General features: G+C 72.1%; 23 protein-coding genes. 3 read left to right on the top strand and 20 right to left on the bottom strand.

Annotation, left to right across the window (positions count from 1 at the left end; all coding sequences use genetic code 11):
* Position 1: 1 nt before the first annotated feature.
* From DTL70_RS05310 to pyrR, 3 genes are all read right to left on the bottom strand, one after another.
* Positions 2-1,297 (bottom strand): dihydroorotase, encoded by a 1,296-nt coding sequence (locus tag DTL70_RS05310; RefSeq protein WP_114020640.1) that lies wholly within the window; start codon positions 1,295-1,297, stop codon positions 2-4.
* A gap of 1 nt (position 1,298) precedes the next feature.
* On the bottom strand, positions 1,299-2,294 hold the full coding sequence (locus DTL70_RS05305; protein ID WP_114020639.1) for an aspartate carbamoyltransferase catalytic subunit: 996 nt from the start codon (positions 2,292-2,294) through the stop codon (positions 1,299-1,301).
* 209 nt (positions 2,295-2,503) lie between these two features.
* Positions 2,504-3,118 (bottom strand): bifunctional pyr operon transcriptional regulator/uracil phosphoribosyltransferase PyrR, encoded by a 615-nt coding sequence (gene pyrR / locus DTL70_RS05300; protein ID WP_114020638.1) that lies wholly within the window; start codon positions 3,116-3,118, stop codon positions 2,504-2,506.
* Positions 3,119-3,357: 239 nt separating this feature from the next.
* Here pyrR and bldD point away from each other — a divergent pair, with 239 nt between their 5' ends.
* The gene (gene bldD, locus DTL70_RS05295) at positions 3,358-3,858 is read left to right on the top strand and encodes a transcriptional regulator BldD (RefSeq protein ID WP_114020637.1); all 501 of its coding nucleotides are present in this window, start codon (positions 3,358-3,360) and stop codon (positions 3,856-3,858) included.
* Positions 3,859-4,109: 251 nt separating this feature from the next.
* Here bldD and nusB read toward each other — a convergent pair whose 3' ends face one another.
* The 14 genes from nusB to rpsD form a co-directional block, all read right to left on the bottom strand.
* On the bottom strand, positions 4,110-4,535 hold the full coding sequence (gene nusB, locus DTL70_RS05290) for a transcription antitermination factor NusB (protein WP_114020636.1): 426 nt from the start codon (positions 4,533-4,535) through the stop codon (positions 4,110-4,112).
* 2 nt (positions 4,536-4,537) lie between these two features.
* Entirely contained in the window at positions 4,538-5,104 is a 567-nt protein-coding gene (gene efp / locus DTL70_RS05285) for an elongation factor P (RefSeq protein ID WP_114015665.1), read from the bottom strand.
* An 81-nt stretch (positions 5,105-5,185) separates the two neighbouring features.
* Entirely contained in the window at positions 5,186-6,364 is a 1,179-nt protein-coding gene (locus DTL70_RS05280; protein WP_114020635.1) for an aminopeptidase P family protein, read from the bottom strand.
* Between the two features lie 115 nt (positions 6,365-6,479).
* Complete coding sequence (locus DTL70_RS05275; RefSeq protein WP_114020634.1) at positions 6,480-7,532, bottom strand: AAA family ATPase; 1,053 nt, start codon at positions 7,530-7,532, stop codon at positions 6,480-6,482.
* 220 nt (positions 7,533-7,752) lie between these two features.
* Positions 7,753-8,853 (bottom strand): 3-dehydroquinate synthase, encoded by a 1,101-nt coding sequence (aroB, locus tag DTL70_RS05270; protein WP_114020633.1) that lies wholly within the window; start codon positions 8,851-8,853, stop codon positions 7,753-7,755.
* Positions 8,850-9,383 (bottom strand): shikimate kinase, encoded by a 534-nt coding sequence (locus DTL70_RS05265; RefSeq protein ID WP_245979007.1) that lies wholly within the window; start codon positions 9,381-9,383, stop codon positions 8,850-8,852. Before DTL70_RS05265 ends, aroB begins: the two co-directional genes overlap by 4 nt.
* Positions 9,380-10,564 (bottom strand): chorismate synthase, encoded by a 1,185-nt coding sequence (gene aroC / locus DTL70_RS05260; RefSeq protein WP_114020632.1) that lies wholly within the window; start codon positions 10,562-10,564, stop codon positions 9,380-9,382. The genes DTL70_RS05265 and aroC overlap by 4 nt, the downstream gene beginning before the upstream one ends.
* 128 nt (positions 10,565-10,692) lie before the next feature.
* Positions 10,693-11,532: a shikimate dehydrogenase gene (locus DTL70_RS05255; RefSeq protein ID WP_114020631.1), complete on the bottom strand. Its 840-nt coding sequence runs from the start codon at positions 11,530-11,532 to the stop codon at positions 10,693-10,695.
* A gap of 15 nt (positions 11,533-11,547) precedes the next feature.
* On the bottom strand, positions 11,548-13,578 hold the full coding sequence (gene mltG / locus DTL70_RS05250) for an endolytic transglycosylase MltG (RefSeq protein WP_114020630.1): 2,031 nt from the start codon (positions 13,576-13,578) through the stop codon (positions 11,548-11,550).
* A 134-nt stretch (positions 13,579-13,712) separates the two neighbouring features.
* Entirely contained in the window at positions 13,713-14,210 is a 498-nt protein-coding gene (ruvX, locus tag DTL70_RS05245; RefSeq protein WP_114020629.1) for a Holliday junction resolvase RuvX, read from the bottom strand.
* Entirely contained in the window at positions 14,210-16,885 is a 2,676-nt protein-coding gene (gene alaS, locus DTL70_RS05240) for an alanine--tRNA ligase (protein ID WP_114020628.1), read from the bottom strand. The genes ruvX and alaS overlap by 1 nt, the downstream gene beginning before the upstream one ends.
* A complete protein-coding gene (locus tag DTL70_RS05235; protein ID WP_114020627.1) occupies positions 16,885-17,277 on the bottom strand; it encodes a DUF6167 family protein in 393 nt (130 codons plus the stop codon). The genes alaS and DTL70_RS05235 overlap by 1 nt, the downstream gene beginning before the upstream one ends.
* Positions 17,278-17,283: 6 nt before the next feature.
* Entirely contained in the window at positions 17,284-17,724 is a 441-nt protein-coding gene (locus DTL70_RS05230) for a DUF948 domain-containing protein (RefSeq protein ID WP_114020626.1), read from the bottom strand.
* A gap of 248 nt (positions 17,725-17,972) precedes the next feature.
* The gene (gene rpsD, locus DTL70_RS05225; protein ID WP_114020625.1) at positions 17,973-18,584 is read right to left on the bottom strand and encodes a 30S ribosomal protein S4; all 612 of its coding nucleotides are present in this window, start codon (positions 18,582-18,584) and stop codon (positions 17,973-17,975) included.
* A gap of 55 nt (positions 18,585-18,639) precedes the next feature.
* Here rpsD and DTL70_RS05220 point away from each other — a divergent pair, with 55 nt between their 5' ends.
* Complete coding sequence (locus tag DTL70_RS05220; RefSeq protein WP_245979006.1) at positions 18,640-19,443, top strand: DUF2470 domain-containing protein; 804 nt, start codon at positions 18,640-18,642, stop codon at positions 19,441-19,443.
* Positions 19,444-19,571: 128 nt separating this feature from the next.
* Positions 19,572-20,909: a PP2C family protein-serine/threonine phosphatase gene (locus DTL70_RS05215; protein WP_245979005.1), complete on the top strand. Its 1,338-nt coding sequence runs from the start codon at positions 19,572-19,574 to the stop codon at positions 20,907-20,909.
* On the opposite strand, the gene DTL70_RS05210 is transcribed toward DTL70_RS05215, so the two are convergent.
* From DTL70_RS05210 to hisS, 3 genes are all read right to left on the bottom strand, one after another.
* Complete coding sequence (locus tag DTL70_RS05210) at positions 20,896-22,293, bottom strand: replication-associated recombination protein A (protein ID WP_114020622.1); 1,398 nt, start codon at positions 22,291-22,293, stop codon at positions 20,896-20,898. The genes DTL70_RS05215 and DTL70_RS05210 overlap by 14 nt on opposite strands.
* Before the next feature lie 105 nt (positions 22,294-22,398).
* The gene (locus tag DTL70_RS05205; protein ID WP_114020621.1) at positions 22,399-23,034 is read right to left on the bottom strand and encodes a vitamin K epoxide reductase family protein; all 636 of its coding nucleotides are present in this window, start codon (positions 23,032-23,034) and stop codon (positions 22,399-22,401) included.
* Positions 23,035-23,099: 65 nt separating this feature from the next.
* A complete protein-coding gene (gene hisS / locus DTL70_RS05200; protein ID WP_114020620.1) occupies positions 23,100-24,362 on the bottom strand; it encodes a histidine--tRNA ligase in 1,263 nt (420 codons plus the stop codon).
* Positions 24,363-24,371: the final 9 nt, after the last annotated feature.

Genomic DNA, 24,371 nt, shown 5'->3' with positions numbered 1-24,371 from the left:
CTCACTTCAATGCCCCGTCCACGACCGTCGCGCGGCCCCGCAGCCAGGTATGGGTGACGCGTCCGGGCAGCTCACGGCCCTCGTACGGGGTGTTGGCGCTGCGCGAGGCGAAGCCCGCGGGGTCCACGCCTCCACGGTAAGCGGGATCGAGGAGAACCAGGTTGGCGGGCTCGCCGGGCGCCACGGGGCGGCCGTGTCCCGCCAGCCGTCCGATGGCGGCGGGCCGGTGGGACATCCGGTCGGCGACCTGCGACCACTCCAGCAGCCCCGACTCGACCATGGTGTGCTGCACGACCGACAGCGCCGTCTCCAGACCGACCATGCCCATGGCGGCCGCACCCCACTCGCAGTCCTTGTCCTCGTGCGGGTGCGGAGCGTGATCGGTGGCGACGCAGTCGATGGTGCCGTCGGCCAGTGCCTCACGGAGCGCCATGACGTCGGCCTCGGTGCGCAGCGGCGGGTTGACCTTGTAGACCGGGTCGTAGGAGCGGACCAACTCGTCGGTGAGGAGCAGGTGGTGCGGGGTGACCTCGGCGGTGACGTTCCACCCCTTGGACTTGGCCCAGCGCACGATCTCCACCGACCCGGCCGTCGACAGGTGGCAGATGTGGACGCGGGAGCCGACGTGCGCGGCGAGCAGCACGTCCCTGGCGATGATCGACTCCTCCGCGACGGCCGGCCAGCCCGCCAGGCCCAGCTCGGCGGAGACCCGGCCCTCGTTCATCTGAGCCCCCTCGGTCAGCCGGGGCTCCTGGGCGTGCTGGGCCACCACGCCGTCGAACGCCTTCACGTACTCCAGCGCCCGCCGCATGATCACGGCGTCGTCCACGCACTTGCCGTCGTCGGAGAAGACCCGCACCCCGGCGGCGGAGTCGTGCATGGCGCCCAACTCCGCGAGCTGCTTGCCCTCCAGGCCGACGGTGACGGCGCCGACGGGACGCACGTCGCAGTAGCCGTACTCCCGGCCGAGCCGCCACACCTGTTCGACCACGCCCGCGGTGTCGGCGACGGGGAAGGTGTTGGCCATGGCGTGCACCGCGGTGAAGCCGCCCTTGGCAGCCGCGCGGGTACCGGTCAGCACGGTCTCGGAGTCCTCGCGGCCCGGCTCGCGCAGGTGGGTGTGCAGGTCCACCAGGCCCGGCAGCAGCACGCGCCCCTCGGCCTCGACCACCTCGGCGCCCGCAGCCTGAAGACCGCGGCCGACCCGGGCGATGACGCCGCCCTCGATCAGCACGTCCTGCGGTTCGCCCCCCAGGATCCTGGCGCCGCGCAGCAGTGTCGTCTTCTGATCGGTCATCTCAGTTGTTCTCCTGGGGCATCGGGGTCTCGGTGGGGGCTTCGTCCGTCCGGGAAAGCGCCGGCTCGGCGCCGCCGAGCAGCAGGTACATCACGGCCATCCGGATGCTGACCCCGTTGGCGACCTGCTCGACAGCGGCGCAGCGGGGCGAGTCGGCGACCTGCGCGGTGATCTCCATGCCGCGGTTCATCGGCCCGGGGTGCATCACGATGGCGTTGTCCGGCATCCGCGCCATGCGGTCCTCGTCGAGCCCGTAGCGGCGGGCGTACTCACGCTCGGTGGGGAAGAACGCCGCGTTCATCCGCTCCCGCTGGACGCGCAGCATCATCACCGCGTCCGACGTGGCCAGCACGGCGTCCAGGTCGTACGACACCTCGCACGGCCAGCTCTCCACCCCGATCGGCACGAGGGTGGGCGGGGCGACGAGGGTGACGCGCGCGCCCAGGGTGGCCAGCAGGTGGACGTTCGAGCGGGCGACGCGGCTGTGCAGGATGTCGCCGACGATGGTGACGCGCAGCCCGTCGAGCCCCGCGCCCTCCCGCCCGACCAGGCGGCGGCGCGTGGTGAAGGCGTCCAGCAGCGCCTGGGTGGGGTGCTCGTGGGTCCCGTCGCCCGCGTTGACGACCGAACCGCCGATCCATCCCGAGGTCGCCAGCCGGTGCGGGGCCCCGGACTCGCCGTGCCGGATGACGACGGCGTCGGCGCCCATGGCCTCCAGGGTGAGTGCCGTGTCCTTGAGGGACTCGCCCTTGGAGACCGAGGAGCCCTTCGCCGAGAAGTTGATGACGTCGGCCGACAGCCGCTTGGCGGCGGCCTCGAACGAGATCCGGGTGCGGGTGGAGTCCTCGAAGAAGAGGTTGACGATGGTGCGGCCGCGCAGGGTGGGCAGCTTCTTGATCGGCCGGTCGGCGAACCTGGCCATCTCCTCGGCGGTGTCGAGGATGAGGACGGCGTCGTCGCGGGTGAGGTCGGCGGCCGAGATGAGGTGACGCTTCATCTGTTGCCTGGGCCTTCCGTGGGGTGGGATGAGGTCGTCGCGGGGGGCGGGTGCGGCGCGGCGCGTTGTGGTTCGCGCCGGTGCGTGCCCCGGCGGGCGCGGGGCGCGTCCCGGCAGCGGACACACGGGCGTGCGGCGCGGTGCGGACCGCATGGCGGCCACGCCGGGCCGAAGGTCTCGGGCGTGTGGCGCGGAGGGTCGGGGTGTGACTAGCCCGCAGGGGCGGTGCCGTGGCGGGAGTGCTCCGCCACGTCGGCTCCACCGGCTTCGCGGACGCCGAGCAGCACGCCGTCGTGGCCGTCCTCCTCGGTCAGCTGCACCCTGACGGTCTCGCGCTGCGAGGTGGGCAGGTTCTTGCCCACGTAGTCGGCGCGGATGGGCAGCTCACGGTGACCGCGGTCGACGAGAACGGCGAGCTGGACGGCGCGGGGACGCCCGATGTCACCCAGGGCATCGAGCGCGGCGCGGATCGTGCGGCCCGAGTAGAGCACGTCGTCGACGAGGACGACGAGGCGTCCGTCGACCCCTTCGGCAGGAATCTCGGTGCGCGCGAGGGCGCGTGCGGGGCCCAGACGGAGATCGTCCCGGTACATCGTGATGTCGAGGGAACCGACCGGAACGGCGCTGCCGGTGATCTCCTCGAGCTTGTCGGCCAGCCGCCCGGCGAGGTGGACGCCGCGGGTGGGAATGCCGAGAAGTACCACGTCGTCGGCGCCTTTGGCGCGTTCGACGATCTCGTGCGCGATGCGGGTGAGGACCCGCTTGATGTCCGGCGCCTCCAGCACGGGGCGCGCCGGTTGCAGACTGGCGCTGCTGTTGTCCATGGAAATCGGACCTCCTTGGCCGCCTCACGGGACGGGACTTAAAGGACGTCTTGTCGTCGTCGCCCCACGCTACCAGGACCGCCCAGGCGCCCTCGCGCAGGGGCCGCGCCAGCCGTCTGGCCCCCCTCGGCTTGACGCGGCACATTACGCTGCGTAACCTCACAGTGAGTTACGAAGAGCGCGGCGCAGCGAACCGCGTGGCGCAGCCGCTCAGCGAGATCCAGCGTCCGGGGAGCCATATGTCCAGCGAATACGCCAAACAGCTCGGAGCCAAGCTCCGCGCCATCCGCACCCAGCAGGGCCTCTCCCTCCACGGTGTCGAGGAGAAGTCCCAGGGCCGCTGGAAGGCGGTCGTGGTGGGCTCGTACGAGCGCGGCGACCGGGCCGTGACCGTCCAGCGCCTCGCCGAGCTCGCGGACTTCTACGGGGTGCCGGTCCAGGAGCTGCTGCCGGGCACCACCCCCGGCGGAGCCGCCGAGCCGCCGCCGAAGCTGGTGCTCGACCTCGAGCGCCTCGCCCACGTGCCGGCCGACAAGGCGGGCCCGCTCCAGCGGTACGCGGCGACGATCCAGTCGCAGCGCGGGGACTACAACGGCAAGGTCCTCTCCATCCGCCAGGACGACCTGCGCACACTGGCCGTGATCTACGACCAGTCCCCCTCCGTGCTCACGGAGCAGCTCATCAGCTGGGGCGTCCTGGACGCCGACGCGCGTCGTGCCGTCTCCCACGAAGAGGTCTGAGAGCGCGCCTCCCGCCGCAGGACACCTCCCGTCGAGCGCCTTTCGCGAGACGGCGGAACCGGCGGTGCCGAGCCGACCGCACCCGGCCACGTCCGGCGGGTGCGGCCGGTTCGGCACCGCCGTTTTCCATACGGCGGCACGGGAGCCGACGCGTGCGGCGCGCGGAAGACGCCTTCGCGCCTCGCACCGAAGCCGAAGGGGGTGCCTTCTCGCGGGAGAAGGCACCTCCTTCGGCGGCGGGAGACCGGGCGTCAGCGCAGCAGCGTCGGCTTGAGGTCCTTCAGCCGGCCCAGCAGGCCGTTGATGAAGCCCGGGGACTCGTCGGTCGAGAACTCCTTCGCCAGCTGGACGGCCTCGTCGATGACGACGGCGTCCGGGACGTCCTCACTCCACAGCAGCTCGTAGACACCGAGCCTGAGGATGCTGCGGTCCACGTCCGGCATCCGGTCGAGGGTCCAGTCCACCGCGTAGGTGGACAGCAGTTCGTCGATCCGTGCGGCGTTCTGCGCGTAGCCCTCCACGCAGGTCATCGCGTACTCGGAGACGGGCGGCTGGCGCGTGTCCGTCCGTGCGAGCCGCAACCAGTCGGCGAGCACGGTCCGCACGTCGGCGCCGCGTTGGTCGGCCTCGAAGAGGATCTGGAAGGCGCGTTTGCGGGCCTTGTTGCGTGCGGCCACGGTTAGCTGTTCACCCGGCCGAGGTACTCGCCGGAGCGGGTGTCGACCTTGATCTTCTCACCGGTGACGATGAAGAGCGGCACCTGGATGCTGTAGCCGGTCTCCAGCTCGGCGGGCTTGGAGCCGCCGGTGGAGCGGTCACCCTGGACGCCCGGCTCGGTGTGCTTGATCGTCAGATCGACGGCGGCCGGCAGCTCGACGTAGAGCACCTCGCCCTCGTGCTGGGCGACGGTGGCGTCGAAGCCTTCGATCAGGTAGTTGGCCGCGTCACCGACGACCTTGCGGTCGATGTGGAGCTGGTCGAAGGTCTCCATGTCCATGAAGACGAAGTAGTCGCCGTCCATGTACGAGAACTGCATGCCCCGTCGGTCCACGGTGGCCGTCTCGACCTTGGTGCCCGCGTTGAACGTCTTGTCGACGATCTTGCCGGACAGGACGTTCTTCAGCTTGGTACGGACGAAGGCGGGGCCTTTGCCCGGCTTGACGTGCTGGAACTCGACAACGGACCAGAGCTGGCCGCCGTCGAGCTTGAGCACCATGCCGTTCTTGAGGTCGTTCGTGGATGCCACGGTCGCGGAATCTCCTGAGACTGCTGCGGAGACCAGGGCGCTGCCGCACCCTACGGCCCGTGGGCCCGACCCCGGCAGGGGTCAGAGGGCGAGCAGCTCCTTGGTCGTGATGGTGAGTAGCTCGGGTCCGCCGTCCGCCTGCGGGCGGACGACGAGCGTGTCGTCGATCCGGACGCCGCCCCGGCCCGGGAGATGGACCCCCGGTTCGACGGTGACCGGCACACGAGCGTCAAGTTTACCCACGGCCTCAGGCGACAGCCGAGGGTCCTCACCGATTTCCAGCCCCACACCGTGCCCCGTCGACTCTCCGAGCGCCGCACCGTACCCGGCGGCACCCAGCACCTGGCGGGCCGCCCGGTCCACCTCGCGGCACTCGGCCCCGGGGCCCAGCGACTCCCGCGCGGCCCGCTGAGCGGCGAAGACGACGTCGTACAGCTCGACCTGCCAGGCGTCCGGCGCGGTTCCGATGACGAACGTGCGACCGATCTGACAGCGGTACCCGCGGTAGCGCGCCCCCAGCCGTACCGAGAGGAAATCGCCCTCCTCCACCCGCCGGTCCGTCGGGCGGTGTCCCGGCAGCCCCGAGTTCGGTCCCGTGGCCACCGATGTGGGGAAGGCGGCGCCCTCGGCCCCGTGGTCGATCAGCCTGCGCTCCAGCTCCAGCGCCAGGTGCCGCTCCGTACGCCCCACCAGGATCGACTCCAGCAGCTCGCCGAGGGCCTGGTCGGTGATCTCCGCGGCGACGCGCAGCGCCGAGATCTCCTCCTCGTCCTTGACCACCCGCTGCTGCTCCACGACCAGGCCGAGATCGGCCAGGTCCACCGAGGGCGCGGCGGCGGTCAGCGCACGGTGCCTGGCGACCGTCAGATGGTGCTCCTCCACGGCGAGCGCGCGGGCACCGCCGCGCTCGGCGAGCGAGGCGGCGACCACCGCGGCGTCGCCACGGGTACCGCCCCGCGCCTCCCCCTCCCCCGCCTCCGACGGCGCCCCCGGGGGCGCGCCCGGCACCTCCAGGGTGATCTCTTTGAGGTCGTCGGCCGGGTGTGCGCCGTTGGCAGGGCCCTGGCCGGGGGTCGAGACGAGGGTGTCCCGGCCGTCGGGGCCGAGCAGCAGCACGCTGCCCGGCGCCGCACGACCGGTCAGATAGCGGACGTTGGCGGGGCGGGAGATCAGCACCGCGTCCGCGGGACCGTCGTGGGCGGTGCTCGCCGCACAGCGGTCGCGCAGCCGGGCGCGGCGGGACACATGCACCTCGGACATATGCCGAGGGTACGCAGCGCGGGGCGCGCGGGCCGCCCGGACACGGCCGTGCGGGCGAGCGGATTGCGATTGTCGGGTCAGCCGAGGGTCGTTCCGGGGCGGCCGGGCGTGCCGGTCACCAGCTGACCGGGCTGGCGAGGCTGCGCGCGACGACGTTGTCGAGCATCTGCGCCGTGCTCGCGATGTCCTGCCGCGAGTTGTCGATGATCGGCAGCCCCGAGCTGTACCAGCCCGCCATCCGGCCGTGGATGTGGGCCACCTCCTCGTCGGCCAGACGCCGGTTGCCGCTGCGCTGCGCGTTGCGCTCCAGCACGATGTCCAGCCCTGGCAGCAGGACCACGGGGATGAGCCCGGGGCCCACGTGCCGCTTCCAGCCGCCGAGGCCGATGACGGGCCAGTCGGGGAAGACGGCGTCGTCCAGAATGCAGGAGATGCCGTTGGCCAGGAAGTTACGGGCGGCGAAGCCGCAGGTGCGGCGGGCGAGGCGGTACTGCGCCTCGGAGTTCTCGTTCCAGCCCGTCTGGGGGTCGGAGAAGCCGGAGCGCACCCACTCGCGCACGTCGTCGAGGCTGATGTGGGAGGTGGGCACGGCGCGGTGGTCGGCCCAGTACCGCGCCACCGTGGTCTTGCCCGCGCCCGCCGGGCCGATGAGCAGGACCGCGACGGCGGCCCTGGTGGCGTCCAGCTGTGCCGGGGTGGCGTCCGGCGCCGGTATCTCGACCGGCGCCCCCGGCCCCAGTCTGACGTGGCCGGTCGCCTCCGCCGGGGGCATGCTGCCGCCCGGCTGCGCGGGCGCGCCCGCGGGGGGCGCGGGAGCGGACTGCGGCTGAGCCGGGAGAGGCTGCTGGGGGTGTGGCTGGGGCTGAGCCTGCGGCTGGGGTGGCGCCGATGGCTGGAGCGGTGGTTGGTGCGGTGGCTGCTGAGGGGGGTGGGGAGGCTGCGGGGCCGCCCCCCGGCCCGGGCCGGGTGACTGGCCCGGGGCCGGCGGCTGCGGCTGCGGCTGCGGCTGGGGCTGGGGCTGGGGCTGGGGCGGGTGTGGCGGCGGGGCCTGCGCGTGCGGAGGGTGCGGAGAGAAGCCACCCGCCGCGAGACCGCCCGGCGACGGTGCGGGGACGGGCCACTGCGCCCCGAAGCCTGGGTGGGCGCCTTGGGCACCGCTGTGCTGCATCCGGACCCCAACTCCGTCTCAAGGTGTGCGAGCGTCGCCGCGCAACGCCCGGTGTGATGCTGTGCGTTCGGCTACTGACGGTACCGCCCCCGGCCGTCCCTGTGGGAACGGCCGGGTCCGCTCCCGAGTGCCCGACGCGGCCGGGCCGCCCGGCGGTTCCCTCCCACGGACCGCGCGCCGCCCGGGAAAAGCAGCCTGCCCCCTCGGCCGACAGCGCTGCTCAGGCGGCGATCTCGGCGTGCGCGGCCAGCAGCATCGCCGGGTCGGGGCTCTCCAGCACGGCCGGTTTGGCGAGCCCTTCGAGGACGATGAAGCGCAGCCGGTTGCCGCGCGACTTCTTGTCGACCTTCATCGTCTCCAGCAGCTTGGGCCACTGGTCGCCACGGTAGGTGACGGGCAGCCCGACCGACTCCAGCACCGCACGGTGCCGGTCGGCGGTCGCGTCGTCGAGCCGGCCCGCGATCCGGCCGAGTTCGGCGGCGAAGACCATCCCCACCGAGACGGCCGCGCCGTGGCGCCAGTTGTAGCGCTCGTTCTTCTCGATGGCGTGCCCGAGCGTGTGCCCGTAGTTGAGGATCTCCCGGCGGCCCGACTCCTTCAGGTCCTGAGAGACGACCTCGGCCTTCACCCGGATCGAACGTTCGATCAGCTCCGCGGCGTGGGGGCCCCGGGGCGTCCTGGCCGCCTGCGGATCGGACTCGATCAGCTCCAGGATGGCCGGGTCGGCGATGAAGCCCGCCTTGATGATCTCGGCGAGACCGCTGACGTAGTCGTGGACGCCCAGCGACTCCAGTGCCGCCAGGTCGCACAGCACCCCGGCGGGCGGATGGAAGGCGCCCACCAGGTTCTTGCCCTCGGCGGTGTTGATGCCGGTCTTGCCGCCCACGGCCGCGTCGACCATGCCCAGCACCGTCGTGGGCACGGCGACCCAGCGCACCCCGCGCAGCCACGTCGCCGCCACGAATCCGGCCACGTCCGTGGTGGCCCCACCGCCGACTCCGACGAGCACATCGGTGCGGGTGAAGCCGGTCTGCCCCAGCGCCTTCCAGCAGTAGGCCGCGACCTCGGCGGTCTTGGACTCCTCCGCGTTGGGCAGCTGGACGGCGATCGCCTCGTACCCCTGCTCGGCGAGGTCCTCGCGCAGCGCCTCACCCGTGGAGGCCAGCGCCTCGGGGTGCAGGACGGCGACGCGCTGCGCTTCCGAGCCGATGAGCTGGGGAAGTTCCCCGAGGAGCTGCCGGCCGACGAGCACCTCGTAGGGGGAGGTGCCCGCAGAGCCGCCCACGGTGATGCGGGACACGGACGGGTGAGGGGTGGTCATCGCTGGTTCTCCGGCTGGGTGGACGGGAGCTGAAGGGCGGCGAGGATCTCGTCGGCGACCTGCTCGGGCGTGCGGTCCTGAGTGCTGACGACGACGCGGGCCACCTCGGTGTACAGCGGCCTGCGCTCCTCCATCAGCGCGCGCCACTGCTGACGTGGGTTGATCATGAGGAGCGGGCGCGCGGCGTCCAGTCCGACGCGCTTGACGGCCTCGGAGACGCCCATTTCCAGGAACGCCACCGGGTGCCCGGCCAGCAGCGCCCTGGTCTCGTCCGCCAGCACGGCGCCGCCACCGAGGGCGAGGATGCCCGTGTGCTCGGCGAGCGCGGTGCGCACGGCGGCCCGCTCCAGCTCGCGGAAGTGCGGCTCGCCCTCGTCGAGGAAGATCTCCGAGATCGGCTTGCCCACCGCCTCGACGATGTCCTGGTCGGTGTCGCGGCAGGTCACTCCCAGGCGCTCGGCCAGCAGCGCGCCGACCGTCGACTTTCCGGCCCCCATGGGGCCGACGAGCACCACCGCGGGGCCACTCACTTGATCTCCAGGGAGTCGAGGTAGCCGCGCACGTTGCGGCGGGTCTCCGGGACGCTGTCGCCGCCGAACTTCTCGGCGACCGCGTCCGCGAGCACGAGCGCCACCATCGCCTCGGCGACGATCCCCGCCGCCGGCACCGCACACACGTCCGAGCGCTGGTGGTGTGCCTTGTCCTGTTCGCCGGTGCGGACGTCGACGGTGGCCAGCGCGCGCGGCACGGTGGCGATCGGCTTCATCGCCGCCCGCACCCGCAGCAGCTCGCCGGTGGACAGACCGCCCTCGGTGCCGCCGCTGCGGCCCGAGGCGCGGCGGATGCCGTCCTCGGTGGCCAGGATCTCGTCGTGCGCCTGGGAGCCCGGTACCCGTGCCAGATCGAAGCCGTCGCCCAGCTCGACGCCCTTGATCGCCTGGATGCCCATGAGCGCCCCGGCCAGCCGCGCGTCCAGCCGCCGGTCCCCGTGCACGTGCGAGCCCAGTCCGACGGGCACGCCGTACGCGACCACCTCCACGACACCGCCCAGCGTGTCACCGTCCTTGTGCGCCTGGTCGATCTGCGCGACCATCGCCTCGCTCGCGTCGGCGTCCAGGCACCGCACCGGGTCGGCGTCCAGCCGCGCGACGTCCGCCGGCTGCGGGACCGTGCCGTAGGGCGCCTTGGCCGCGCCCAGCTCCACCACGTGCGAGACGAGTTCGACGCCCGCCGTCTCGCGGAGGAAGGACCGGGCCACGGTCCCCAGCGCCACGCGCGCCGCGGTCTCGCGCGCGGAGGCGCGCTCCAGGATCGGACGGGCCTCGTCGAAGCCGTACTTCTGCATCCCGGCGAGGTCGGCGTGGCCGGGGCGGGGACGGGTCAGCGGGGCGTTGCGGGCCAGCTGCTCCAGCTCGTCGGCCTCGACCGGGTCGGCCGCCATCACCTTCTCCCACTTGGGCCACTCGGTGTTGCCGATCATGACCGCGACCGGCGAGCCGAGGGACTGCCCGTGGCGTACGCCGCCGAGGAAGGTGACCTCGTCGCGTTCGAACTTCATGCGGGCGCCGCGGCCGTAGCCGAGGCGGCGGCGCGCCAGCTCGTCGGCGACCATGTCCGTGGTCACCGGGACGCCGGAGGGGAGGCCCTCCAGCGTCGCCACGAGTGCGGGGCCGTGCGACTCCCCGGCGGTCAGCCAGCGCAACCTGCTCAACGGTGCTCCTCTCGGCCGCCGTGCGGCCCGTCCTCTTTCCTGGATGCGATCCTTTCATGCCAGTGGCGAGGGCCCGGTCCCGTGCCCACCCTCCGGACAGTGCGGAGGGGCCGCCGCCCGGCCCTCCGTCAGACGGTGCGGGAGCGCAGCTCGGCCTCGCCCGCGGCCCGCATGGCGGCCGGCGGGGCCGGGCTGCGCCCCGTCATCTGCTCGACCTGGAGCACCGCCTGGTGCACCAGCAGGTCGAGCCCGCCGAGGACGGTGCCGGGCCAGGCGGCGGCCAGCGGGGTGGGCCACGGGTCGTAGAGGACGTCGAAGAGGGTGCCGCCGGACGCGGGCACCGCCTGGGCGAGCCCGTCCGTCGCCCCAGCAGGCGTGGTGGACACCACGAGCGGCGCCCGCAGTCCTTCGGCGGCCCGCGCCCAGTCCACCGTCCGCACGGCCACTCCGAGCCGCTCGCCCCAGCCGTGCATCTCGCGGGCCCGCTCCTCGCTGCGGACGTAGGCGGTGACCTCGCCTTCGCAGACGCGGGAGAGGGCGGCCAACGCGGAGGAGGCGGTGGCTCCGGCGCCCAGCACGGTGGCGGACTCGACGTCGCTGATGCCGCGCTCCGCCAGCGCGGCGACCATGCCGGGGATGTCGGTGTTGTCGCCGAACGCGCGTCCTTCCCCGGTGAAGACGACCGTGTTGACGGCCTCCACCGAGGCGGCCGTCTCGCTGACCTCGTCGAGCAGCGGCAGCACGGCCCGCTTGAGCGGCATGGTGAGCGACAGACCCGCCCACCGCGCGTCCAGACCGGCGAGGAAGTCCGCGATGCCCTCCTCGTCGACCTCGTACCTGTCGTAGGTCCACGCGTCGAGGCCGAGTTCGGCGTAGGCGGCCCTGTGCAGCACCGGCGAGAGGGAGTGGGCGATCGGTGAGCCGAGGACCGCGGCGCGGGTGGCGGTCTCGGAAACAGGGTGGGGCATCAGCCGCCGCTCTCCTTATTTCTTGCGCTGTTCCTTGTTGAAGTCCTGGACGTTCTTGCGGTGCTCGCTCGGATCGTCGGTGAAGCGGGTGTCCCCCGGCTTGACCGTGACGAAGTACAGCCAGTCACCCGCGGTCGGGTCGAGTGCGGCCGTTATCGCCTGGTGCCCCGGGTTGCCGATCGGCCCCGGCGGCAGCCCCTTGTGCAGATAGGTGTTGTACGGCGAGGGGTACTTGGTGTCGGCGACCGAGGTGTTCAGCGTGGAGCGGCCCATCGCGTAGTTGATCGTCGAGTCGAAGCCGAGGGCCATGTTCTTGTCGAGGCGGTTGTAGATGACCCGCGAGACCTTGCCGAACTCGTGGTCCTCCTGCGCCTCGGCCTGCACGAGCGAGGCGATGGTGATGATCTCCTCCGGCGTCTTGCCCGCCTTCTTCGCCTCGTCCTCGAGCCCGGTCTTGGCGTACTCGGCCTCCGCGCGGTCGACCATCTTGCGGAGCACGTCCTTGGGGGCGCTGTCCTTGCCGACGCTGTACCTGGAGGGGAAGAGGAAACCTTCCGGCTTGCCGTGTGCCCACTTGGGCAACCCGATGTCGCCCGAGGCGGCCGCCTTCTTGGTGGTGCCCTCGGGGACGTCGAGCTTCTTGTCGATCTCCTCGTAGATTTTCTTGGCCCGCCAGCCCTCGGCGATGATGAGGCCGTTCTGGCTCGCCGGGTCGAGCATCATCTCCACGGCGTCGGCCCCGGACATCTTCTTGCGGAGGGTGTAGGTGCCGGCCTGGATGCGCTTGTCGCCCGCCGCCTCCACGAAGGCCCCGGCGCTCTTGACCACGCCTGCCTTGTGCAGCACCTGGCCCATCTCCATGAGCGAGGCGCCCTCGGGAACGTCCACCATGACGTCGCCCGAGCCCTTGCCCGGGTAGTCGGGGGCGGGGGCGAAGTGCGACTGGTAGAAGTCGTAGCCGACATAGCCGACGACACCGACACCGGCGACGAGGGCCGCGGAGATGACCAGGCCGCAGCCGCGGCCGCGCTTGGTGCCGCCCCCGCCCCTGCGTCCGCGTCGGCGGCCCGCGTCGCCGTCTTCCTCGTCCTCGTCCTCGTTCCACGCAGCGTCGGAATCGTCGTCGTCCCGGTCCAGGAAGAAGGCACGCTCGCCCTGGTCGGGGCCCGGGTCCCAGCCGGTTTCCGAGTCGGCGCCGTTCGCGGGCGCCTGCCGGTGGGCGGGAACGGGGCCGCCCTCGTGCGGGTGCTGCGGGGGAGCGGCCTCGGTCAGGTAGCCGCCCGGTGCTCCGTACGGCGCGGCGGTCTCGCCCGTGTGCTCCCCGGCCGGATAGGCGCCCACCGGATACGGGCCCGTGGCGTACTCACCGGTCGAGTACTCGCCCGTGGAGTACTCACCGGTGGCGTACCCGCCCGTGGCGTAGTCGCCGACCGGGTAGGCACCCGGGCTGTACTCCCCCGTCGGGTACTGGCCGGTGTGCGGGCCTCCGACCGGGTACTCCCCCGTCGCGTACTCACCCGACGGGTAGCCCAGGGCGCCGTACTCCCCGGACGGGTACTCCCCCGACGCGTACGCCCCCGTGCCGTACGCTCCTGCCGCGTACCCGCCCGTCGGGTACGCGCCCGTGCCGTACTCCCCTGTGGGGTACTCGCCCGTCGCGTACCCGAGGGCGCCGTATTCCCCGGAGGGGTATTCGCCCGTCGTGTAGGCGCCGGTGGCGTACTGCCCGGTGCCGTAGGGGTCCGCGGTCTGACCGGGCTGGAGGTGCCCTTGGGTGTCGGCGTACGACGCCGGGGCGTAAGTCTGCCCGTGCCCCTGCGAGGCGTACGGGTCGTGCGGGGGATCGAACCAGCCACCGTCGCCGTACTGCTGCGGGTACTGCTGCTGTGCGTACTGCTGTTGGGCGTACTGCTGCTCGGTGTACTGCTGCTCCGCGTGGGGCGGGGGCTGATTCCAGCCACCGGGGTAGGCGGGCTGCTGATCCCCGTAGAGAGGGTCGTCAGGATCCCATGCTTGGGAGCCCTGTCCCCGGCCATACTCAGTCATCGATCCCCTTGAGACGCGAGAGCGGCAGCCGAGCCGCGTGCCGGGGTGTCCGGGTCAAAACCGGCCCTGGGCGTGTGGGGCACGCGCGAGGGTGCGGCGGCTGCCGTGTCGCGCGGAACGTTACCGCACAGCGGTCAGACAACCACTTCGACGCGGTGCCCCGGCGGACCCCCCGAGCTGCGCTCCGTCTCCAGCGCGTTCTGCAGGATCACCACGGCCGCCGCCTGGTCGATGCGTGAACGGCCCTTCTTGGAGCTGACGCCCGAGGCCCGCATACCCGCCGCGGCGGTGACCGTGGAGAGGCGTTCGTCCACGAGCCGCACCGGGACCGGTGTGATGTTTTTCGCCAGCTGCTCGGCGAACGCGCGCACCTTCGCCGCCGCCGGGCCCTCCCCGCCGCTGAGCGAACGGGGCAGTCCGACGACGACCTCCAGCGGCTCGTACTCCTCGGTCAGCGCGGCCAGCCGCCGCTGCGCCGCCGGGACGTCCTTGCCCGGCACCGTCTCGACGGGGGTCGCGAGGACCCCGTCGGGGTCGCTGCTCGCGACCCCGATCCGGGCGTCACCGACGTCGACGGCGAGCCGCCTGCCACGCCGGAAGGACGCCGCGGCCCCGGGGTCCACCGCGTCCATCAGGCGTTGCCCCCGGCCTCGGCCACGAGGCGCTCCACGGCGGCGACCGCCTCGTCGACGGCCTCCGGGTTCTGGCCACCGCCCTGGGCGACGTCCGGCTTGCCGCCACCGCCGCCGCCCAGCGCCTTGGCGGCCGTACGCACCAGGTCACCGGCGCGCAGCCCGGCCTCGCGGGCACCCTCGTTGGCGGCGATGACGGTGAGCGGGCGGCCGTTCGTGACGGCGAACAGCGCGACCACGGCGGGACGGCTGCCGAGACGCTGGCGCACGTCCAAGACGAGCGTGCGCAGGTCGTCGGCGGCGGTGCCGTCGGGAACCCGGGCGGCGGCGAGCGCGGTGCCGCGCACGTCCTTGGCGCCGTCGGCGATCCCGGCGGCGGCCTGGAGGACCTTCTCGGCCCGGAACCGCTCGATCTCCTTCTCGGCGTCCTTGAGCCGGGTCAGCATTCCGGAGATCCGCTCGGGCAGTTCCTCCGAGCGGCCCTTGACGAGCTCGGTCAGCTGCGAGACGACGGTGTGCTCGCGGGCCAGGAACGTGTAGGCGTCCACGCCGACCAGTGCCTCCACGCGGCGCACGCCGGAGCCGATGGAGGACTCGCCGAGCAGCTTGACCAGGCCGAGCTGCGCGGTGTTGTGCACGTGGGTGCCGCCGCACAGCTCCTTGGAGAAGTCGCCGATGGTCACCACGCGCACGGTCTGGCCGTACTTCTCACCGAACTCGGCGAGCGCGCCCTGCTTCTTGGCGTCGTCGATGCCCATGTACTCGGCGTGCACGTCCAGTTCCCTGGCGAGCACCTCGTTGATCTTCTGCTCGACGTCGGTGAGCACGGTCCCCGGAACGGCGGCGGGCGAGCCGAAGTCGAAACGGAAGCGGCCCGGCGCGTTCTCCGACCCGGCCTGCGCGGCGGTGGGGCCCAGCGCGTCACGCAGCGCCTGGTGGGTGAGGTGGGTGGCGCTGTGGGCGCGGGCGATGGATCGGCGCCGGTCCCCGTCGATCTGCGTGAGCGCCGCCGAGCCGACGGTGACCTCACCGACCTGGACGGTGCCCTTGTGCACGCTGACGCCGGGCACCGGCTGCTGGACGTCGCGCACCTCGATGACGGCGCCGCCCTCCAGCCGGATACGGCCCGTGTCGGCGAGCTGGCCGCCGCCCTCGGCGTAGAAGGGGGTGCGGTCCAAGACGACCTCGACGTCGTCGCCCTCACTGGCGGCGGGCGAGGAGACGCCGTCGACCAGCAGGCCGACGATGGTGGCCTCGCCGGAGGTCTCGAAGTAGCCGGTGAAGTCGGTGGCGCCGGAGCTGTCGGCGATCTCGCGGTAGGCCGACATGTCGGCGTGGCCGGTCTTCTTGGCCTGGGCGTCGGCCTTGGCGCGCTCCCGCTGCTCCTTCATGAGCCTGCGGAAGCCCCGCTCGTCCACCGAGAGGCCCTGCTCAGCGGCCATCTCCAGGGTGAGGTCGATGGGGAAGCCCCAGGTGTCGTGGAGCAGGAACGCCTTGTCGCCGGACAGGACGGTGCCGCCGGACTGCTTGGTCTCGGTGACGGCGCCGTCGAGGATGTTGGTGCCGGCCTTCAGGGTCTTGAGGAAGGCGGCCTCCTCGGCGAGCGCGACCGTCTCGATGCGCTTGCGGTCGGTGATCAGCTCGGGGTACTGCTGCCCCATCGTCTCGATGACGACGTCGATCAGGTCCTGCGCCACCGGCCCGGTGGCGCCCAGGATGCGCATGTTGCGGATGGCGCGGCGCATGATGCGGCGCAGCACGTAGCCGCGGCCCTCGTTGCCCGGGGTGACACCGTCGCCGATGAGCATGACCGAGGTGCGGATGTGGTCGCTGACGACGCGCAGCGACACGTCGGTCTGTTCGGCGGCGCCGTAGGAGACGCCGGTCAGCGCGGTGGCCTTGTCGATGACGGCGCGCGAGGTGTCGATCTCGTACATGTTGTGCACGCCCTGCAGGATCATCGCCAGGCGTTCGAGACCGAGACCGGTGTCGATGTTCTTGCTGGGCAGGTCGCCGAGGATCTCGAAGTCCGTCTTGGTGGAGCCCTCGCCCCGCTCGTACTGCATGAAGACGAGGTTCCAGATCTCCACGTACCGCTCGTCGTTGACGGCCGGGCCGCCCTCGCGGCCGAACTCGGGCCCGCGGTCGTAGTTGATCTCCGAGCAGGGCCCGCACGGCCCCGGAACGCCCATGGACCAGTAGTTCTCCTCCATGCCCAGGCGCTGGATGCGCTCCTCGGGCACGCCGACGACGTCGCGCCAGATGCGCTCGGCCTCGTCGTCCTGCTCGTAGACGGTGATCCACAGGCGCTCGGGGTCGAGGCCGTAGCCGCCCTGCGCCTGGGAGCTGGTCAGCAGCTCCCAGGCGAGCTTGGCGGCGCCCTCCTTGAAGTAGTCGCCGAAGGAGAAGTTGCCGCACATCTGGAAGAAGGTGCCGTGCCGGGTGGTCTTGCCGACCTCCTCGATGTCCGGCGTGCGCACGCACTTCTGCACGCTGGTGGCGCGCGACCAGGGCGGGGTGACCTCGCCCAGGAAGTACGGCTTGAAGGGGACCATGCCCGCGGGCACCAGCAGCAGCGTCGGGTCGTCCGCGATCAGCGACGCCGACGGCACGACGTGGTGCCCCCGCTCCTCGAAGAAGCGCAGCCAGCGGCGGCGGATTTCAGCCGACTCCATCAGTGGTCCTCATTCCGGTCGTTCGAGTGGTGGGGATGGGCCTGGGGGCCGCTCAGATCCCGGCGGGGCGCGGGGTGGACGGCGCCCGGTTGCGGGGCGCCCTGCTGCCGCGGGAGCGCGGCCGTCCGGCGGCCGGGGAGCTGCGGCCCGTGGCCGTCGTCCGCGGGGACGTCGAGGCCCAGCGCGTCCTTGAGTTCACCTTCGCGCTGCGCCATTCCGGCGCGGACGTCGAGGGCGAACTCGCGCAGCCGGTGGCCGCCTTCGACGGCCTTGTCGGCCGCGCGGACGGCCAGCGCGTCGGGGGCGAGGCTGCGGATCTTGCGCTGGACCTTGGTGGTGGCCCAGACACCGGCGGCGGCGCCCGTGGTGAACCAGAAGGCTCGGCGGAACATGCGGGATCAGCCCCTTCGGCGCTTGCGGCCGCCGCGCCGGGCGGCGGGAACGGTACGGCCGACGACGACGTTTCCCGCGTCCCGCCGCTCCTGGGAGCCGGGCTCCTTGCGGCCGAGAGCGCGCCGTACGCCGTAGCCGAACGCCGCGACCTTGACGAGCGGGCCGCCGAAGGTGGTGGAGACCGTGGAGGAGAGAGCGGACGCGTTGGAGGTGACCTCCTGGACGTCGGAGGCGATCGCGTCGACGCGGTCCAGCTGGGTCTGTGCGGAGCGGACGGTCGCCGACGCCTCTCCCAGGAGGGGGACCGCCTGCTCCGTCACGCCCGTCACCAGCTTGGTCGCCGCCTTGAGCGTCTGTGCGAGCCTCACCAGCACCACGGCGAGGAACGACACCAGGATCGCCCAGAAGACGGCCACGAGGAGACCGGCCACTTCTCCACCGGACACGCTGCACCGCTTCCCTTGAGGTCATGGGGTCGGCCGCCGCTCGCCGGGTGGCCGACCGCGGCGGCGTATGAGGTACCGACCTTATCGCGTGGCGGGAGTGACCCTGTACCGGATTCCGGCCCTGGACACCCGCGGGGGTGTACCGGTGGGAGCGGAGCGGGGGGAGGCCGGAGGGGAAACGCCGCGACCCGCCCTCGCGTACCGGATCTCGCCGGTGCCGCGGGGCGGGCCACTGGGAACCGCTGAGGTCAGCGCGCGTAGTACTCGACGACGAGCTGCTCGTCGCAGATCACCGGGATCTCCTTGCGGTTGGGGTCCCGGTCCAGGCGGAACGCGAGCGCCTGCAGGTTGACCTGCAGGTAGCGCGGCGTCTCACCCTCGCCCGCGTAGCCACCCTCACGGGCGACCTGGAAGGGGTACTTCTGACGGCTGCGCTCGCGCACCATCACCACGTCGTCGGGACGGACGCGGAAGGACGGCTTGTCGACCTTGCGGTCGTTGACGCTGATGTGGCCGTGCACGACCATCTGGCGCGCCTGGTAGATGGTGCGGGCCAGGCCGGCCCGCAGCACGAGCGCGTCGAGACGCCGCTCCAGCTCGATGACCAGGGCCTCGCCGGTCTTGGCGTCGGTCTTGCGCGCGCGGTCGTAGGCGCGGCGCATCTGGCTCTCGCTGATGTCGTACTGCGCGCGCAGGCGCTGCTTCTCCAGCAGACGGACCTTGTAGTCGCTGTTCTGCTTGCGGCCCCTGCCGTGCTCCCCGGGCGGGTACGGGCGCTGCTCGAAGTACTTGACGGCCTTCGGGGTCAGCGCGACACCCAGGGCACGCGACTTCTTGACCTTGGGACGCGACTGGTTCACGTTGAACGGACCTCCGTGTAAGTTAGGTGAGCCTTACCTTAGCTGAGGAGTACGCATGTTTCGACCTGGGATCCCCCTGCCTGGCACACACGCCGAGGAGGAACAGCCGCGTCCCGTGGAAGACGCCCGGCAGCCGACCGCCGCCGAACGTGTACGAACCCTCGCGCAATCCAGCGTATCCGCCCTGCTCACCATTCCCGGCGCCGCCCAAGCCGGACCCGACCCGGCGGCCGGCATCCCCGAGGCCCGCGCCGTCACCCCCCGCGGAGACGTCATCGTGCTGGTTGCGGCGGACTCCCTGGAAGCGCGCGTGTGCGCCTACGCGCAGGACGACGACCTCGCCGCGGTGATGGAGATCACGGACGTGGCGCCGGTCTCCGTACCGCACCGCGTACGCGGACGCGCCTGGATCGCCGGCTGGCTCACCCCCGTACGCGGTGACGAGCGCGCCGCCTGCGCCCGCCTGCTGGCCGAGGCCGCCCCCTCCGCGCCCGTCGCCGGATCCTCCCGGCAGATGCTGCGGCTGGAGGTCGGCGAAGCCTACGTCGACGACCTGTGGGGCGCCGAGGAGGTGGAACCCGACGCCTTCGCCGACGCGTCCCCCGACCCCCTCGCCGCCCACGAGGCCGAACTCCTCCAGCACCTGGCCGCGGCCCACGCCGAGCAGGTGCGCGCGCTGTGCGCCTGCCAGGCATGGGAGCGCGCCGCGCCGCTGGCCCTGGACCGGTTCGGACTGCGCGTGCGGGGCTGGAACACCGCCGGCGCCTGCCTGGACACCCGCTTCGACTTCGCCGAGCCCGTCGCCTCCGTCGCCGGGCTCCGGCACGCGATGCACTCCCTGTTCACCCGGAGCGGCTGACGCGGCGCGCCCCGCCGGCCGCCCGCCGAGTCGCGCGGCAGAACGGCAGCGGTCGCCTGCCGCGCGGCTCTCCACACCCCTCACTAGAGTGGATGTGTCCCTTTTGCCCGGGAACCGGCAGGGAGCGTGTGACGTCACCGGAGATCGACTACGCGGCCATCTTCGCCGCCTCGCCCAGCGCCTACGCGCTGCTGGGCCCCGACCTGGTCATCCGTGACGTCAACCGCGCGTATCTGGAGCTCACCCTGCGCATCAGGGACGAGCTGGTCGGACACCACATCTTCGACGTCTTCCCCGAGAACCGCGCCGACCCCGAGGCCGACGGCATCCGCAGCCTGAAATCCTCACTGCACCGGGTCGTCACCTTCCGCAAGGTGGACGTCATCCCGCTCCAGAAGTACGACATCCCCGTCGCCGGCAAGCCCGGGGTCTTCGAGGAGCGCTGGTGGCACACGGTCAACACCCCCCTGCTGGCCCCGGACGGATCCGTGGACGCCGTGCTGTGCCGCGAAGAGGACATGACCGGCTTCATCCGCTCCTACCAGCAGCAGCACGGCCGCATCCCCGCGCTCACCGAGGCCACGGCCGACGGCGCGGACCTGCCCTCACGGGACGGCACGCAGGTCGCCGCCCGTGAAGGCGCTCAACCGGCCGAGTCCCGCTCCCGGAAGACCGCACCCGACCTGACGACACAGCTGTACGCGCGGGCCCAGGAACTCGTCCGGATCAACGAGGAACTGCGCCGGTCCAACGCCCAGGAGCGGCAGGTGGCGCTCACCCTCCAAGAGGCGATGCTCTACTCGCCGGGGCTCCCCCGGCCGAACGTCGCCGTCCGCTACCTGCCGGCCGCCGGAACCCTCAACGTATGCGGCGACTGGTACGACGTGACCGACACCCACGAGGGCAGATTCGCGGCGGCCGTCGGCGACGTGGTCGGCCACGGCCTGGAGGCGGCCGCCGTCATGGGCATGCTGCGCAGCGCGCTCAGCGCGGCGATGCGCGCCACGGACGGACCCGCCAGGGCCCTGCAGGTCCTGGGCCTGTACGCGGGCACCGTCGAGGGGGCGATGAACGCGACAGCCGTCAAGATCGTGGTCGACAGCCAGCACCGCACGCTCACCTACAGCAGCGCGGGCCACCCACCAGCGATCCTGCGGCACCAGGACGGCACCTGCGAACTCCTCGACCAGGCCACCGACCCGCCGCTGGCCACCCGCGCCGACGAGACGGAACCGCGCGCACAGGCCACCCGGGCCTACCTCCCCGGGGACATCCTCGTCCTCTACACCGACGGCCTCATCGAACGCCGGGACGAGGACATCGACACGGGGCTCGCGCGGCTGACCGCGACCGTCTCCGAACGCGGCAGCCTGGGCCCCGAGGACCTGGCGGACGCGCTGCTGGCCGGGATGGGCGTCAGCGAGGGATCCGGGGACGACGTCGCGCTGGTCGTCATCCGGCTGTAGCGGACCCCTGCTCGCCGCTGGACGGGCGCTGGACGTCCTCCCCGCGCAGGCGGGCCCTGACGCGTTCGGCCACCTGCGCGTAGCGGGCCTCCGCGCCGTACCCGGTGGGCTCGTAGTAGCGCTTGCCGTGCACCTCGTCGGGCGCGTACTGCTGCGCCGCGATACCGCCGGGAAGGTCGTGCGGATACTGATAGCCCTTGCCGTGCCCCAGCTTCTGCGCGCCCTTGTAGTGGCTGTCCCGCAGGTGGGACGGCACGGGCCCGGCGTGCCCCGCCCGCACGTCCGCGAGCGCCGCGTCGACGGCGAGGTAGACCGCGTTGGACTTGGGCGCCAGCGCCAGCGCCACCGTGGCCTGGCTCAGCGTGATCCGCGCCTCGGGGAAACCGATCATGGCGACGGCCTGTGCCGCGGCCACCGCCGTCTGGAGCGCCTGGGGATCGGCGAGCCCGATGTCCTCGCTCGCGGAGATCATCAGACGGCGGGCGATGAACCGCGGGTCCTCCCCCGCCTCGATCATCCGCGCCAGGTAGTGCAGCGCCGCGTCCACGTCCGAGCCGCGGATCGACTTGATCAGCGCGCTGGCCACGTCGTAGTGCTGGTCGCCCGCCCGGTCGTACTTGACCGCGGCCTTGTTCACCGCTTCCTCGACGGTGGACAGGGCGATGGTGGACTCCCCCTTGGCCAGGGCCGCGCCCGCGCCCGCCTCCAGCGCCGTCAGCGCGCGCCGGGCGTCGCCGCCCGCGATGCGCAGCAGGTGCGCCTCGGAGTCCTCGGGGAGGGTGACGCGGGCGTCGAGACCGCGCTCGTCGGCGACGGCGCGCCGCAGCAGCCCGCGGATGTCCTCGTCGGTCAGCGACTCCAGCGTCAGCAGCAGGGAACGGGAGAGCAGCGGCGAGATCACGGAGAAGTAGGGATTCTCCGTCGTCGCGGCGATCAGGGTGACCCAGCGGTTCTCCACCGCGGGCAGCAGCGAGTCCTGCTGGGCCTTGCTGAACCTGTGGATCTCGTCGAGGAAGAGAACGGTCTCCTTGCCGTAGGCGCCAGAGGAACGGCGGGCACCGTCGATGACGGCGCGCACCTCCTTGACCCCCGCGGTGATCGCCGACAGCTCCACGAACCGCTTGTCCGTGGCCTGGCTGACGACGTACGCGAGCGTCGTCTTGCCGGTGCCGGGAGGGCCCCACAGCATCACCGACGAGGACCCCGCAGGCCCTCCGCCGCCCTCCCCCACCAGGCGGCGCAGCGGCGAGCCCGGGCGCAGCAGATGCTGCTGCCCCACCACCTCGTCCAGGTTGCGCGGGCGCATCCGCACCGCGAGGGGGCTCGCGGAGGGATCCTTGGCCTGGCGGTCTTCTGCTGCTGCGGTGAAAAGATCGGGCTCCACAACGGGAAACCCTAAGTCAGGACACCGGCGAACGTCCCGCCCGCGGGTCGCCCGCACGGGCCCGGCCCTCGGCGCGCGGGCTGCGGACGCCCACCGACGCCGAGGTCAGCCCGTCCAGAAGTCCCACCAGCGCGTGAGGACGAGAATGCCGATCACACCGATGTGCAGCACCGGCAGCACCCACGGGAACTCGTCCGCGAAGCCGCGCACCGCCGCGGGCGCCGGCAGAAAACCGGCCCTGACGTTGTGCGCGGTCACGTACCAGAACATGACGATGGTGATGACCCAGGCCAGGCAGCACCACAGGCACAGGTTGCCGATCACGTACAGCGACTGGTACTGGAGCCACGAGACGAAACCGACGCCGAAGAGGCAGCCCGCGTTGAACGTCAGCCAGTACCAGCGCGGGAAGGTGACGCGGGTGAGCAAGGAGACACCGACACAGACGACGACGCCGTAGGCCACCAGACCGATCATGGGGTTGGGGGCCCCGAAGGCGGCGGCCTGGTCGCTCTCCATGATGTTGCCGCAGGCGATGACCGGGTTGATGCTGCACGCCGGTTTGAAGTTCTTGTCCTCCAGGAGCTTGAACTTGTCCAGCGTGATGACCCAGGACGCCAGCAGGCCCGCGGCGCCCGTGATGATCAGCATCCAGCCGAACGCCTTGCTCGCGCCGACGGCACCCCCCTTCGGTGCGTCAGCGGTCACATGCGCCTCACCGGGGGGTGCCGTCGTCGTCATAGCCTTCGTCCCGTCATCTGGTCATGGCCGGTACCGGGCTCATTCTGCCCCAACTCGCTGTGTGGTCAGCGCAACTTGTCCCGCACCCCGGCCACCGCGGCCGCCAGCTCGAGGGCGGTCTGCTCGCCGCTGGCGAGGTCCTTGAGCTGGACGACGCCCTCGGCCAGATCGCGCTCGCCCAGGAGCAGCGCGAAGCGCGCCCCGGAACGGTTGGCCGACTTCATGGCGTTCTTCATGCCCTTGCCGCCGTAGGCGAGATCGGCCGCGACGCCCTCCCTGCGCAACTCGGTGACCAGGTGGAACAGCCGCCGCCTGGCCTCCTCGCCGAGCGGCACGGCGTACACCTCGGTGACCGCGGGCAGCGCGAGATCCACGCCCTCCGCCTCCAGCGCGAGGACCGTGCGGTCCACGCCCAGTGCCCATCCGACGGACGGCAGCTGCGGCCCTCCGATCATCTCGGCGAGACCGTCGTAGCGGCCGCCGCCGCCGATGGCGGACTGGGATCCCAGGCCGTCGTGAACGAACTCGAAAGTGGTACGCGTGTAGTAGTCGAGTCCACGCACGAGCCGCGGATCGTCCTCGAAGGGGACGCCCGCGTCGGTCAGCAGCGCACGCACCTCCTCGTGGAAGGCCTTGCACTCCTCGCACAGGTGGTCGCGCATCATCGGCGCCCCGGCCAACTGCCGCTGGACGCTCTCCCGCTTGTCGTCGAGCACCCGCAGCGGGTTGATCTCGATACGGGCCCGCGTCTGCTCGTCCAGGTCCAGGCCGCGGAGGAACTCCTGCAGCACGCTGCGGTAGCCGGGGCGGCAGGTGCGGTCGCCCAGGGAGTTGAGCAGCAGCCGGAAACCGCTCAGCCCGAGCGAACGGTAGGCGTCGTACGCCAGGACGATCAGCTCGGCGTCCAGCGTCGGATCCTCGGCACCGATGGCCTCGGCGCCCACCTGCGAGAAGTGCCGGTAGCGGCCCTTCTGCGGGCGCTCGTAGCGGTAGTAGGAGCCCGAATACCACAGCTTCACCGGAAGGTTGCCGCCCCGGTGGAGGTTGGCCTCCAGCGCGGCGCGCAGCACCGAGGCGGTGCCCTCGGGGCGCAGCGCCAGCTCGTCGCCGCCCCTCGTGGTGAGGGTGTACATCTCCTTCGTCACGATGTCGGTGGACTCGCCGACACCGCGTGCGAACAGCTCGACGCTCTCGAATCCGGGCGTCTCCACATAGCCGTATCCCGACCTGCGCAGCGGCGCCGCCATGGCCTCGCGCACGGCGAGGTACGTCGCGGAGTCGGGCGGCAGCAGGTCGTAGGTGCCCCTGGGGGCGTTGAAGGTGCTCACGTGGCTTCT

It is taken from the genome of Streptomyces diacarni (assembly GCF_003323715.1).
Classification (GTDB): domain Bacteria; phylum Actinomycetota; class Actinomycetes; order Streptomycetales; family Streptomycetaceae; genus Streptomyces; species Streptomyces diacarni.
This window is presented reverse-complemented; position numbering and strand designations above follow the sequence as displayed.